The sequence below is a fragment of the Sporomusa rhizae genome, assembly GCF_041428845.1.
Taxonomy (GTDB): domain Bacteria; phylum Bacillota; class Negativicutes; order Sporomusales; family Sporomusaceae; genus Sporomusa; species Sporomusa rhizae.
In genome coordinates this window covers 5,366,649-5,379,750 of the sequence record NZ_CP156925.1, presented here as the reverse complement: position 1 = coordinate 5,379,750, position 13,102 = coordinate 5,366,649, and the positions used below count along the sequence as shown (strand labels likewise).

The following is a 13,102-nucleotide window of genomic DNA, read 5'->3' as shown; positions in this document are numbered from 1 at the left end:
GATTACATGTTTTTTAAGCGGTAATTCAGTCATCAAGTTTTGTGCAATATAAGTTGTTGTGCAAGTCACATAATATGTGAATACTTGAGGAATATTTTAGTTCTACAATTTGAGACCAGTTGCGAATGAAATAAATAGAGGGGGCGTTGAACATGAAAAGAGATACACTAAAGATGCGCTTGATTATTTTGCTGGTTTTATTTTCTTCTTTATCGGCAGCGCTAATCGGCGGTGTCAGTTCGTACATAAATGTTAATACATCCAGGGAAGAAATAACGAGAAATAACCGAACGATAGCGAATCAAACGGCCTATGAAATTGAACGGTTTTTGCAAGATGATACATATTTATTAGAAATACTGGCCTTATCACCTACCGCCTATTCCATGGACGCGGCTAAGTTTAGGGAAATGATTATTATTGCTAAACAAAAGCATCCGGAATTTGAAACAATCTATGTTATGAATGCATCTGGTATGCAGATTGCTAAGACAACCAATTCAGCACTCAACAATAAAGCAGATAAAGACTACTTTAAGAGTGCCTTGCAAGGAAGCACTTTTATTACGGATTCCTATATCTCGCAGTTGACTAAGGCGCCAACCATTACTATTTCAACGCCGATAAAAGATCCAAGTGGGGCAATTGTTGGCGTGCTGGCTGGAGATGTAAGTTTAAAAACAATTGGCGAAATTGCTTCGCGTACTTCGGTTGGTAACTCGGGCTATGTGGATGTTGTAGATAATAAAGGTACATTGTTGGCCAGTATAAATTCAGACAAGGTAACAAATCAGGAAAATATCGGACAAGAAAAGTATGTTCAAGCTGTTATTGCCGGTCAGGATGGCAATATGGAAGCAGTATCGTCAACTGGAGTACAATCTTTGATTGTATTTGCGCCTGTTAAAAGTTATAGCTGGGGTATAATTACCTACTTGCCTAAAAAAGAAATCGATGATCAAACACGGCAAAGTTTGCTGGTGATGTTGGGATTGATTGCATTGGCTGTGTTCATTGCGGCAGGGACAGCGAGTTATGCCGCCAAAGGAATCACTAAGCCGATTAATGGACTGGTATGGGCAGCTGCTGAAATAGCCGGCGGAAATTTGAGTCAAAGGGTTCAAGTGAAGGGTGTGGCGGAAGTTAATGAATTGGCAGTATCGCTAGATAAAATGCGGGAGGATTTGCAAAATATTATTTCTGATATTATGTCTTCGGCTGAACAAGTTTCGGCCGCTTCTGAACAGCTTACAGCAAGTGCCGGTCAGTCGGCACAGGCCACTCAATTAGTGGCTGATACCGTTTGCCACTTGGCACAAGGGGCTAATCAACAAGCTGCTGCTAGTGACTCCGCTTTATCAGGGGTGCAAAAGATGTCCGCTGGTATTCAGGAAGTATCAGCAAATGCCAGTTCTGTGAATACCATATCCGAGCAGGCGGCAAATGCAGCGCAGCGTGGCGGAAAATCGGTTAAAGCCGTCATGCAACAAATGGATATAATAGAACGGACCGTTGTCAACTCGGCCGAGGTGGTAACCAGGTTAGGAGAACGATCACTGAAAATTGGACAGATTATCGAAACAATATCCGGTATTGCCGGACAAACTAATCTGTTAGCGCTTAATGCGGCTGTTGAAGCAGCTCGTGCCGGCGAACAAGGTCGTGGGTTTGCCGTTGTTGCAGATGAAGTACGAAAATTGGCCGAACAGTCCCAGGAGGCCACAAAGCAAATTGCCGAATTGATTATCGAAGTTCAGACGGAGACGGATAAAGCCATGGTAGCTATGAATGATGGTACACGGGAAGTTAAAGTAGGCGGGGAAGTAGTTGAGACTGCCGGTCAAGCCTTTCAAGAAATTGTGGGATTGGTTGAAGGGGTTTCCGGGCAATTTAATTGTATTTCATCAGCCATGCAGCAGATGGCGAATGAAAGCCAACAGATTGTAGGTGCGGTCAACGATATTGATAAAATAAGCAGTGAAGCAGCCGAGCATGCGCAAACGGTGTCGGCTACGACGGAAGAACATGCAGCATCGATGGAACAGATTGCGGCCGCCAGCCAATCCTTGGGTAAGATGGCTGAAAAATTGCGAAATACTGTTGGTAAATTCAAGTTGTAAAATTAAGGTGAAGTACGTCTTAAGAGGATTTACACGGTCACGGTCATCAATCGCCCGGAATGACGAAGAACCCGCGGATTTCGCGGGTTCTTTGTATTATAACATCCACTGGTACTTGTTTAAACCTGCTTTTCTTTTTGCAGTGCTTGGCGGAGTATTACCTCAAACTCATGGGACTGTCCTTCTATATAATCTGTGGGAACATCCATGATCAGCATTTGCGGGAATCGCTCGGCGAGTTCGGGCAGGAGCAGGCGAAACAAGTGGCCGTTTCTGTCAGTGAGCGAGCAAGTGGGGCTTCGGCGGATGCCTAAAAGCAGATGGACATCACAACCGGCTTGACGAAAGGTGTCCAGGTCTTTTAGGACCCGTTCAGTTGTCTCGTGGCAAACTATCGCAAATTCCGGGGTATCATATTGCTCATAAGTCTGGGGTTTACGCTCCAGTCCGGCAAAAATTAGCTCCGGGCAAGGTAGCTGGTAGATGCCTAACCCTGCTTCGCCCAATATGGATACAAGTTTTGAAAAGTTGCCGCTTGCTCTGGCTAGATTGCGGACTACACTGTTTTGATTTAAAATACAATGACTGACTATCGCCAGTTTATTTTGACGGAGCATGGTTTGTCCTTGCTGTCCTAAGTAAAGGGTTGGTGGCTTTGCCTAATATATTTGCAGGGAAATAACGTACCAATGAGGCTACCAACAGGGCGCAGGCAACTTTATCGACTATATTACCGGTTATACGTGGGATAAAGGCGGCAGTAAAAATTTTCTGTCCACTTTTCAACAGCCAGAGGAATAGCAAATCCGTCCCACCGCCGGTTAGACCGCCATATACCCATATGGCAATGGGCGTGCCTATAAGCGGGGCTACTACGGACACCAGCAGACCGGTTAACAGCGCGGTCTTCCAAGTAAAGGTGTAACGCCGGGCTATGTAACCGACAATAATACCTATAGCCAAATTTACAACAGCGAACGGGATGTTCTTGGGATTTGTGAGTATGCCCTGAATAATGTTTGTAATCAGACCGATAGCACCACCCCAAAATGGCCCGAACATGACTGCTCCTAGGATAGTTCCCAGAGTGTCCAGAAATAATAGGGGGATTTTCAGGGTTTGCACAATAGTTCCCAGTACCAGATTGACAGCAATACAAATGCCACTGAATACCAGGGGGAAGGTATTTGTTTGCACATACATCACCTCGTACATAATACTAATTTCCATAATAATTATGGGGTATAATAAAATATATATAGGAATAATAAAAATATTCTATATCTAATTCCATTCTCCTGCCTACAACCTGGCTACCCATAATATGCTTGACTTTTACTGCTTTTAATCATACAATTTAAGTAATTGTATAGGAACAGGTGCCCGATTGGGCTTAATAGGGAAGACGGTTAAAATCCGGCACGGTCCCGCCGCTGTGATGGGGAGCCTACTGCAATAAGCCACTGAAATAGTAAGACATTTTGGGAAGGCGCAGTTTGGCTATGAACCTAAGTCAGAAGAACTGCCTGTTTGACAATCACCGTTTTACCCACGAGAGATGGGGAGGGGATATGCGCAACTGTGCAATTTCTCTGTCATGCATTTGGGTGACAGGGCTTTATTTATTTTAAGGAGTTGTTTTATATATGTCAGGGATTTTTTACGGCGTTGGAGTAGGGCCTGGCGACCCCGAATTATTAACTTTAAAGGCTATTAATGCCATTAAGTCATCAGATGTGGTGATTGCTCCCCGTACCGAAAAGAAAGATGAAAGTACGGCTTTGTCAATTGCCCGGCCATATATTCAAGAAGGAACCGAGATACTGGAACTGGTATTTCCGATGAACTACAATTCTCAGGCTTTGTCTGATGCCTGGATTAGTAATAAGAATGCTATCCTGGAGCTTTTGGATAGCGGCAAAAAGGTCGCTTTTCTGACGCTGGGTGATCCCATGTTATATAGCACATATATGTATGTTTACCGGTTGCTTGAAGATTCCCATCATGAAATTATCAATATTCCCGGTGTAAACTCATTCTCAGCTATCGGCAATCGTCTAGGAGTGCCACTGGCAGAGGGGGGCGACATTTTAAGCATAGTACCTGCTACTATTGATGAAGACCGCCTGGAAAAGATATTAGCTCTTTCCGATAATGTTGTGCTTATGAAAGTATACAAAAATTACACTGATATTGTTGAAAAGCTGAATAAACACGGCATGGTTGAAAATGCTGTCATGGTATCAAAATGCGGCCTGGAGGGCGAAGAAATCGTTCATGATTTGGCCGCTGCTGCGGGAACACAAAAAGTAAATTACCTTTCAACCATTCTGACCAAACGCTCAAAAGTGAGTAAACACGCATTGGCATGAGCGGTACGTTAACAGCGCTTCTGAACCGCCAGCGAGCCAAAACCCGCTTGGCGGGTTTTGCGCTCTTGGCGGTTTTGGTGTTGTTTACTTTACTGGCAGTCGGTTTTGGCCGGGCTGATATCGGCATGGGGGATGTGACTGCCGTTATTTACGGCAAAGTCAGTGGTAATACGGAGGCTTATAGTTACCTTAATGCTGCCAAAACAGCGATAATCTGGGATATTCGCTTGCCGCGTATTCTGGCAGCAATTGCCGTCGGCGGCGGTTTAGCCGTAGCCGGTGTCGTTTTTCAGGCCTTATTAATGAACCCGCTGGCTGATTCCTATACCATGGGAGTATCAACAGGAGCTGCCTTTGGCGCCAGTGTGGCTATTTATTTCAACATCTTTGCTCAGGGCGGCCTGCCTGTTACGGTATTTGCTTTTGGCGGTGCGGTAGCAACCCTGCTTGTCGTAATGTCCATGGCTCGCGTGGGTGGCTATGTATCTTCGGCCAATTTGGTTATCGCCGGGATTATTGTCAGCAGCATTTTATCTGCTGCTATCAGTATGGTTAAGAGTTTGGCCGGAGAACAGGTTTCGGCCATTGTGGCTTGGCTAATTGGCAGTCTGGCGGCTAAGACCTGGGAACATGTGCTGTATGGCTGGCCATTAATTCTGGCTGCCTGCGTATTGTGCTATTACTATGCTGAAGACCTTAACATTGTCTCTTTGGGAGACCGCGAAGCCCGCAGCTTGGGTATAAACGCTTCCCGTCTCCGGACAACCTTGCTAGCTGCCGGGGCTTTGATTACGGCAGTATGTGTGGCAATTGGCGGTATTATCGGCTTTGTCGGCCTCATTGTACCGCACATGGTTAGAATGCTGACAGGCTCAGATAATAAGGCACTTATTCCGCTGTGCGGGTTAACAGGCGGGATACTGCTCTTAACAGCCGATACCTTCGGGCGTTCCGTCGGCAATATTGAAATTCCTGTCGGGGTATTAACAACACTTCTGGGCGGTCCCTTCTTTGTTTATATTTTTCGTATGCGCAATAAAACGCTTGGGTAGGAGCGTTAATGATGATAAAAATAGCAAACGTACAATTTGGCTATGCAGCTAAACAAGTGTTAAACGATATTAGTTTGTCAATTGAGCGTGGTAGTTTTTGCGGTATCGTCGGCCCCAATGGCTCAGGCAAGACTACCTTGCTAAATGCCATAACCGGGCAACTTAAGTTTGCGTCAGGCAGTATCAAGATCAAAGGGCGGGATATCAGTTCTTACCGTATCGAAGAACTGGCCCGCCATATTGCTATTGTGCCGCAAAACATGGATATCAGGTTTCCGTATACCTGTCTGGAAATTGTCAGCATGGGTCGCACTCCGTTTAAATCGCGGCTGCAAGGTCTGACAAGTGAGGATTTGGATGTTGTTGAAAATGCTATGAAGCTTACCGATACACTGGACTTTGCCGGACGCTTGGTTACTGAACTAAGTGGCGGAGAACGCCAGCGGGTAATTTTTGCTAAGGCTTTGGCACAACAACCGGAGCTGCTGTTTCTGGACGAGTCGTTTTCCAACATGGATATTTACTATAGCATTAAATGTTTAAACTTGCTTAAAAAACTATGCGCCAGTCAGGGTCTGACCGTTGTATCTATTATCCATGATCTTAACCTGGCAAGCACTTTCTGTTCAGAGGTTGCCGTCCTTAAACAAGGAAAGCTCGTTAAATATGGTCAGGCGCCGGCTGTACTAGCGCCGGAGCTTATTCAGGAAGTATTTAATATCAAAGTTGTTCGTGCCGGTGAAACGGGTCTTGCAGTATTGTCGGAGCTGTAGAATTGGCGGGGTTTCAAGCTGATAAAGGAAAGGTGAGTTATGAAAACCAGATTACTAAGCCTGCTTATTATTATGATCCTGATGGTATTTGCAACCGGCTGCGGCACTTCCAAACCTACTGCCGCTACTGGTGAAGGCGATATAAAAATTATCGATGATTTAAAGCAAACCATTGTGCTTAAACAACCGGCGAAGCGGATAATTTCATTATATTCCGCTCATACTGAAAATCTTTTGGCACTTGGTCTTGATGCGGAAATAATCGGAGTTAGTACCACCGAGACTGAGCCTGCGGCTAAAAATAAGCAAGTATTTGATTACCGCGCCGACCCGGAAAAGGTATTGGCTGCCCAACCTGACTTAGTCATTATCCGGCCGTTTATCAAACAAAGCCATCCCGATTTTGTTAAAACCTTGGAACAAGCGAACATCAAGGTGGTTTGTCTCTATCCGGAAAAGTTCGAGGAGTTTGGTGATTATATTAAGAAGTTAGCTATATTAACAGGAAGGGAACAACAAGCGGCCGAGAAACTGGCGGCTTTTGATGCCAAGCTTAAGGCGGTAGCCGAACGCACGGCAAAAGCTCCGGTTAAAAAGCGGGTTTACTTTGAGGCTACTGCCACCGAATACCGGACTATTACCGCGGAAAGTATGCCGGGAAAGGTGCTTACACTGGCAGGGGGAATCAATGCTGCCGCCGATGCGCAGCCGTTAAAAGCAGCCAGCAGTATTGCCGCTTATGGCAGTGAACGCCTATTGATGAAGGCTGGAGAAATTGATGTATTTCTGGCCCAACGTGGGCCTATGAATCCCGGTGTGACACCGGAGGCTATCAAACAACGGCCCGGATTTGATAAAATAAAAGCTATCCGCGAAGGCCAAGTATATATTGTTGATGAGAAACTGGTATCCAGTCCGACCTTTAGCTTAAGCGAAGGTGTAGAAAAGTTGGCAAAAACTATTTATCCGGAAGTTTTTGAGGGGCAGTAAAAAAATAAGTGTCTCGATTTAATTCCTACTTGACAGGTCGTATTTAAATAAATATAATGTAAGTGAGAATAAATTTCATTTAAGCCGCCAATTGAATTTGGCGAAATTTTTTACTTAGCCGTTGATAATGATTATCATTACAGGAGGAAATATCATGACACTTTCACAAGCTAAACGTGGTCAGAGGCTATTAATTGCATCCATTCCTAATCCTACAATTCGGGCTCAAGCTATTCGCTTTGGGATTGCTGAAGGCGCGGAAGTTGAATGTTTTGAAAAGCTGCCTGCCGGTCCGGTTGTTGTCGGCAGAGGTAAACAGGAAATTGCTATCGGACGCCGTTTGGCCGAGAATATAGAAGTTCAACCAGCCTAGAAAAATAGTAGATAAAAGCTGTAAGTCATTTGGAGGAGAAAATGAGTCATTGTCATAACAATAATTTAACTCATATAGATATTCCTGAGGGTGCTAAGAAAATAGTACTTGTCGGTAATCCCAATGTCGGCAAGTCGGTATTCTTTAACACGTTAACAGGTATGTATGTGGATGTGTCTAACTTCCCGGGAACAACCGTTGATATATCCCATGGACGTTATAATAAAGATGTAGTCATTGATACGCCGGGCGTATATGGCATATCCTCATTTAATGATGAGGAAACCGTTGCCAGAGATGTCATTTTATCGGCAGACCTTATATTAAATGTAGTCGATGCCGTGCACCTGGAGCGGGATTTGTTTTTGACACTGCAGGTGATTGACACAGGCATCCCTACTATTGTTGCCATTAATATGATGGATGAGGCGAAAGACCAAGGACTTAAGGTAGATGTTGATTTACTGGAACATCTCTTGGGTGTGCCGGTTATTCCGACGGTAGCCGTAAAGGGAATAGGAATCGAAGAAGTCAAGAGCCGGCTATACGAAGCCCGTACCGGTATAATACCGCATGACTTAAAAGGTCAACTGCAAGGTATGCTTAACCGAATTGGTTCTTGGGGTGAAGCGCTCCTGGTACTTGAAGGTGATCCCCACGTAGCCGAACGACATGGCGTACCGGCCGGCGATAAGCGCGAGGAAATTTATCACCAGCGCCGCCACCGGGTCAATGATATTGTTAACCACGTTGTATCTCAGACACAAGAAGGAGCAAATTTCAGCACTAAATTAGGCCGGTATATGTTGCGGCCCTGGACTGGTATTCCGATTTTCGCGCTGGTATTATATGCGATGTATTATTTGATAGGGGTTCTTGTTGCACAAGATATTGTCGGTTTTACCGAAGAAACGGTAATGCAAGGAATGTATGAGCCAACGGTGAGGGCGTTTGTCGGTCAGTTTATCAGTGAAGGGTCTGTGCTTGGCACAATATTAATTGGGGAATTCGGACTCCTGACTATGACCGTAACTTATATTTTAGGTTTGCTGCTGCCGCTGGTTGTTGGTTTTTACTTCGCACTTTCCATCATGGAAGACTCGGGTTATCTGCCCCGATTGGCTACTCTTGTTGACAGGGTTATGACCAGCATTGGTTTAAACGGCAGAGCTATTATCCCACTTATTTTAGGTTTTGGATGTGTAACTATGGCGACCATTACGACCCGGATTCTCGGAACAAAACGGGAACGGACAATTGCCACTGCCGTATTAGGTCTGGCCATTCCCTGCTCGGCTCAGCTTGGTGTAATTGCCGGTATGCTGGCGGGTATTGGCACCAAATTCATCGCTATATATATTGTAGTTATCTTATTAGTATTAGGAGTAACCGGGAAAATCCTTAATAAAATATTACCAGGCCAATCTTCCGACCTGTTAATCGATTTACCGCCTATCCGGCTGCCGCGCGGCCAAAACGTGTTGAAAAAAACAATTACCAAATCCTATGCGTTTCTGTTGGAAGCCACGCCACTGTTTATGTTGGGGGCACTGATTATCTCCGTCTTACAAGTAAGCGGATTGCTTGAGAATATTCAGATAGCGCTGGCGCCTATAACCGAAGGTATGCTAAAACTGCCGAGAGAATCAGCTACTGCCTTTATTATGGGACTTATCCGCCGCGACTTTGGTGCAGCCGGTTTAAGTGATATGGATCTAACTCCGGCTCAGACACTAGTGTCGCTGGTAACCATTACGCTGTTTGTTCCCTGTGTTGCTTCGGTCATAGTAATGTTTAAGGAACGGGGCAATAAAGAAGGTGCCTTGATTTGGTTTAGTTCATGGTTCTTTGCCTTTGTAATCGGTGCCATTGTTGCCGCTTTTGTAATGTAATATTGAATTGAGGTGATTGTCATGCACCAGCGAATTTGTCCACAGTGTAAAATGACCTGCGAACCGGAAGAAATACGCTGCCCCCGTTGCCATAAGCTGCTGTTAACCCAGTGCAATGGCAACTGCAGCAAGTGTAAAGAAAAGAATAAATGTTCTTGAATAAAAATGAAGCTAGCGATTATCCGCTAGCTTCTCTTTTATTTGTCAGTGCTCCATATCAGCCGGGTCAATAATGGCAATATCGCCTTCTTCGCCGGTGCGAATTCGCACCGCATTACTTACAGGATAAACAAAGATTTTACCATCACCAATTTTACCTGTGCGGCAAGCACTCTTGGCGGCTTCTAATACTCTGTCTACCGGGACTTCGCAAACAACGATTTCGATTTTAACTTTAGGGACTAAATTAATGCTGTATTCCTGGCCGCGGTATACTTCGGTGTGGCCCTTGGTTAGGCCACACCCATATACTTGAGTCACCGTCATACCAGTAACACCGATTTTTCTCATAGCTTCTTTAAGCTCTTCCAGCTTTTCCGGACGGGTAATAATGTCAATTTTCGTTATTGGTCTCATGGCTTATTCCTCCCTGTCTCAAAATAGGCTGTAACAGTTTACGCCAGTGTTGTTTTTTTAACGACTATTTCCTGAGGGGCAACATTTACTGAAGAGGCAAACCCGATGGGTGAACCGGTCATGAAGTCTTGATAAGCGTAGCCGCGTTCCCCGTGTTCGGTAATATCCAGGCCTTGTATTTCTTGGTCAGTAGTTGCCCGTACTTTCATAAATACGCCAATCGCTTTGATGATAATAAAGGTCATTACAGCAGCAACGATCCAACTGGTGCCAACACCAAGAAGCTGGGTGGTAAGCTGGCTGGCATTGCCGTAGAACAACCCGTCGGCGCCTGCGGGGTTAACGGCTTTGGAAGCAAAAAGGCCGGTCGCAATAGCACCCCAGGTGCCGCCAATACCATGTACACCAAAAGCGTCAAGAGAATCATCATAGCCGAGCTTGGGTTTGAGCACAGCAACTGCCAGGAAGCAGATAATGCCGGCACAGAGGCCAATAATAACTGCAGGGATTACACTTACAAATCCGGCAGCCGGGGTAATAGCAACCAGGCCGGCAACACAACCAGACGCAGCACCCAAAATGGTAGGTTTGCCATGATGCAACCATTCAGTTAATACCCAGGATATAGTAGCGGCAGCAGCGGCTACATGAGTAACAATAAAGGCACTGGCAGCAAGGCCATTGGCGGATAGTGCACTGCCGGCATTAAAGCCAAACCAGCCGAACCAGAGCAACGAAGCACCAATTACCGTCATAGGCAGATGATGCGGCATTATAACTTCTGAGCCATAGCCTTTGCGTTTGCCGATCATTAAGGCGATAACCAAACCGGAAACACCTGAAATAATATGAACAACAGTACCGCCGGCGAAATCAAGTACACCAAGTTCACGCATCCAGCCGCCTACACCCCATACCCAGTGAGCAACCGGGTCATAGACTAGTGTGGTCCAAAGTAAGGCAAAGACTACAAAAGCACTAAATTTCATACGCTCCGCAAATGCGCCGGTAATTAAACCTACAGTGATGACCGCAAACATGGCTTGGAAGATCATGAATGCCTGATGGGGGATGGTAGGGGCATAATCGGCATTAGGTAACTGCCCGACATCGTTTAAACTAATCCAATCCAGAGAACCGATGAAATGGTTGACGTCAGGTCCAAATGCTAATGAGTACCCAAACAAAACCCATTGTACGGAAATTAAACCAATCACAAAAAAACTTTGCATAATAGTGCTTAAGGCGTTCTTAGTTCTTACCATACCACCATAGAATAAAGCCAAACCGGGAGTCATAAACATTACAAGTGCGGCACTTATTAAAACGAAAGTTGTGTCACCTGAATCAATTTTAGCAGGTGTGGCGGCAGTTTCACCATCGGCGAAGGCTGCTGGTGCTAAAGTGAACATTACTAATAGGCACAGGGTAAAAATAATAAACAGTTTCCTCATCTTACATACCTTCCTTCAAATTTAATTTTTAGTTAAAAGCAACCATGGGATATTACATCCCAATTCTGCTAATCCGGAAAAACACAAGGCGCCCTAAAGGTATAAACCTTCAGGACGCCTTTGTCCGGAAAAGTAGACATAAAAAGCCTTCGCACAATATGCGAAGGCTTCATTGCCTAAAAGCTATTTAATTGATGTAGTCAATATACCAAATAGATGTGTAAATAGTCAAGTAAAATTTTTTACTTCGAGTTAAAATTTAAAAATTGTTTTGATTGTAAAAAGAATTGATTAGGCCATAGGAGGAATAAAAGCGAGTAGATCAAAATTTACAAAAGAGAAATACAATAAAAGTTTTATTTTTTACAAAATTTTCCTTGCATTCCAGAGAAAAATTTGTTATATTAATAATAGTTATTAACGACAAGTAATTATTATAATAAAAAGGGAGAGATTCTAATGAAAAAATTTGTATGTATGATTTGCGGTTATATCCATGAAGGCGACTCTGCACCGGATGCATGTCCAGTATGTAGTGCTCCGGCTTCCAAGTTTGTTGAGCAAGAAACCGGATTAGCTTGGGCCGATGAGCATCGGATCGGTGTTGCAGCAGGAATTGATGCTGAAATTTATGAGGGCTTGAAAATGAATTTTACCGGCGAATGTACTGAAGTAGGCATGTACTTAGCTATGAGCCGTCAAGCCGATAGAGAAGGATATCCGGAAATAGCGGAAGCCTATAAACGTATTGCGTTTGAGGAAGCTGAACATGCTGCAAAATTTGCTGAATTACTTGGAGAAGTTGTATTTCCATCAACCAAAAAGAACCTGGAGTTGCGCGTAGCTGCCGAACATGGTGCTTGCCAAGGTAAACTTGACATTGCGAAAAAGGCCAAACAACTCAATTTAGATGCCATCCATGACACTGTTCATGAAATGTGCAAGGATGAAGCCCGCCATGGCGCTGCATTTAAAGGCCTTCTCGAAAGATATTTCGGTAAATAAAAACTGGTAAATTTCGCGGACAACCGCTGTTATACCTGGTCTATACAATAACTGTAAAAGAATAGGTGTTTTGAGAACCCCCGGCATTTTAAAATTAGTTAAATGCACGGGGGTTCTTGTGTCTCAAGCATAGTTTTTTCCTAATCATACTTTGTTGACAAACATCGGAGTAACCCTCCTATAAACAAGGAATATATTATACCAGAAGAATTTGAATGAGGGATTATTATGAGAAGTGAAGACACCAGTAAAGTAGTTATTTTAGTGTTATTGGTAAGCATAGTTACAAGTATTGTGGCTCTTGATGTCGAATTAACGAACCAAAGGTGCGAGAAGAAGGATGAGCGGGAAAAAAGGAAAAAGGAAAGAGAACTACATGCTGAACTTGATGAGTTGCGTAGGCGGGTCAAATTACTGGAAAAACGTTTAATCCAAGCCTGAGCTTCCGTATTTTTGAAACTGATTGCGAAACGGGAATAAAGTGTCACTCCACTT

General features: G+C 44.3%; 13 protein-coding genes and 1 riboswitch. Of the genes, 9 read left to right on the top strand and 4 right to left on the bottom strand.

The annotated features are described in order from the left end of the window. Positions 1–152: 152 nt before the first annotated feature. Positions 153–2,120 (top strand): methyl-accepting chemotaxis protein, encoded by a 1,968-nt coding sequence (locus tag SRRS_RS25150; protein ID WP_371364269.1) that lies wholly within the window; start codon positions 153–155, stop codon positions 2,118–2,120. A 119-nt stretch (positions 2,121–2,239) separates the two neighbouring features. Here the strand turns inward: SRRS_RS25150 and SRRS_RS25145 are convergent, their stop codons facing one another. Continuing rightward, positions 2,240–2,737, bottom strand: coding sequence for a hypothetical protein (locus tag SRRS_RS25145; protein WP_371364267.1), 498 nt, complete (start codon positions 2,735–2,737; stop codon positions 2,240–2,242). Continuing rightward, complete coding sequence (locus SRRS_RS25140; RefSeq protein WP_371364265.1) at positions 2,721–3,317, bottom strand: CD3073 family putative ECF transporter S component; 597 nt, start codon at positions 3,315–3,317, stop codon at positions 2,721–2,723. The genes SRRS_RS25145 and SRRS_RS25140 overlap by 17 nt, the downstream gene beginning before the upstream one ends. A gap of 163 nt (positions 3,318–3,480) precedes the next feature. Beyond that, a riboswitch (cobalamin riboswitch) is annotated at positions 3,481–3,665 on the top strand. A gap of 101 nt (positions 3,666–3,766) precedes the next feature. Between SRRS_RS25140 and cobI the strand changes: the two genes are divergently transcribed. From cobI to feoB, 6 genes are all read left to right on the top strand, one after another. Next, positions 3,767–4,492 (top strand): precorrin-2 C(20)-methyltransferase, encoded by a 726-nt coding sequence (gene cobI, locus SRRS_RS25135; RefSeq protein ID WP_371364263.1) that lies wholly within the window; start codon positions 3,767–3,769, stop codon positions 4,490–4,492. Beyond that, on the top strand, positions 4,489–5,544 hold the full coding sequence (locus tag SRRS_RS25130; RefSeq protein WP_371364262.1) for a FecCD family ABC transporter permease: 1,056 nt from the start codon (positions 4,489–4,491) through the stop codon (positions 5,542–5,544). Before cobI ends, SRRS_RS25130 begins: the two co-directional genes overlap by 4 nt. An 8-nt stretch (positions 5,545–5,552) precedes the next feature. Beyond that, positions 5,553–6,317 (top strand): ABC transporter ATP-binding protein, encoded by a 765-nt coding sequence (locus tag SRRS_RS25125; protein WP_371364260.1) that lies wholly within the window; start codon positions 5,553–5,555, stop codon positions 6,315–6,317. 39 nt (positions 6,318–6,356) lie between these two features. Then, positions 6,357–7,307 (top strand): ABC transporter substrate-binding protein, encoded by a 951-nt coding sequence (locus tag SRRS_RS25120; protein WP_371364259.1) that lies wholly within the window; start codon positions 6,357–6,359, stop codon positions 7,305–7,307. A gap of 154 nt (positions 7,308–7,461) precedes the next feature. Further along, positions 7,462–7,680 carry a ferrous iron transport protein A gene (locus tag SRRS_RS25115; RefSeq protein WP_371364257.1) on the top strand — a complete coding sequence of 73 codons (219 nt, stop codon included), beginning with the start codon at positions 7,462–7,464 and terminating at the stop codon, positions 7,678–7,680. A gap of 41 nt (positions 7,681–7,721) precedes the next feature. Further along, on the top strand, positions 7,722–9,572 hold the full coding sequence (feoB, locus tag SRRS_RS25110) for a ferrous iron transport protein B (protein WP_371364255.1): 1,851 nt from the start codon (positions 7,722–7,724) through the stop codon (positions 9,570–9,572). 204 nt (positions 9,573–9,776) lie between these two features. On the opposite strand, the gene SRRS_RS25105 is transcribed toward feoB, so the two are convergent. Together SRRS_RS25105 and SRRS_RS25100 are read right to left on the bottom strand one after the other, a co-directional pair. Beyond that, positions 9,777–10,148 (bottom strand): P-II family nitrogen regulator, encoded by a 372-nt coding sequence (locus tag SRRS_RS25105; protein WP_371364253.1) that lies wholly within the window; start codon positions 10,146–10,148, stop codon positions 9,777–9,779. A 38-nt stretch (positions 10,149–10,186) separates the two neighbouring features. Continuing rightward, a complete protein-coding gene (locus SRRS_RS25100) occupies positions 10,187–11,602 on the bottom strand; it encodes an ammonium transporter (RefSeq protein ID WP_371364251.1) in 1,416 nt (471 codons plus the stop codon). A 459-nt stretch (positions 11,603–12,061) separates the two neighbouring features. On the opposite strand from SRRS_RS25100, the gene SRRS_RS25095 reads away from it, so the two are divergent. Together SRRS_RS25095 and SRRS_RS25090 are read left to right on the top strand one after the other, a co-directional pair. Then, the gene (locus tag SRRS_RS25095) at positions 12,062–12,607 is read left to right on the top strand and encodes an NADH peroxidase (protein WP_371364249.1); all 546 of its coding nucleotides are present in this window, start codon (positions 12,062–12,064) and stop codon (positions 12,605–12,607) included. 228 nt (positions 12,608–12,835) lie between these two features. Continuing rightward, positions 12,836–13,048: a hypothetical protein gene (locus tag SRRS_RS25090; protein WP_371364247.1), complete on the top strand. Its 213-nt coding sequence runs from the start codon at positions 12,836–12,838 to the stop codon at positions 13,046–13,048. Positions 13,049–13,102: the final 54 nt, after the last annotated feature.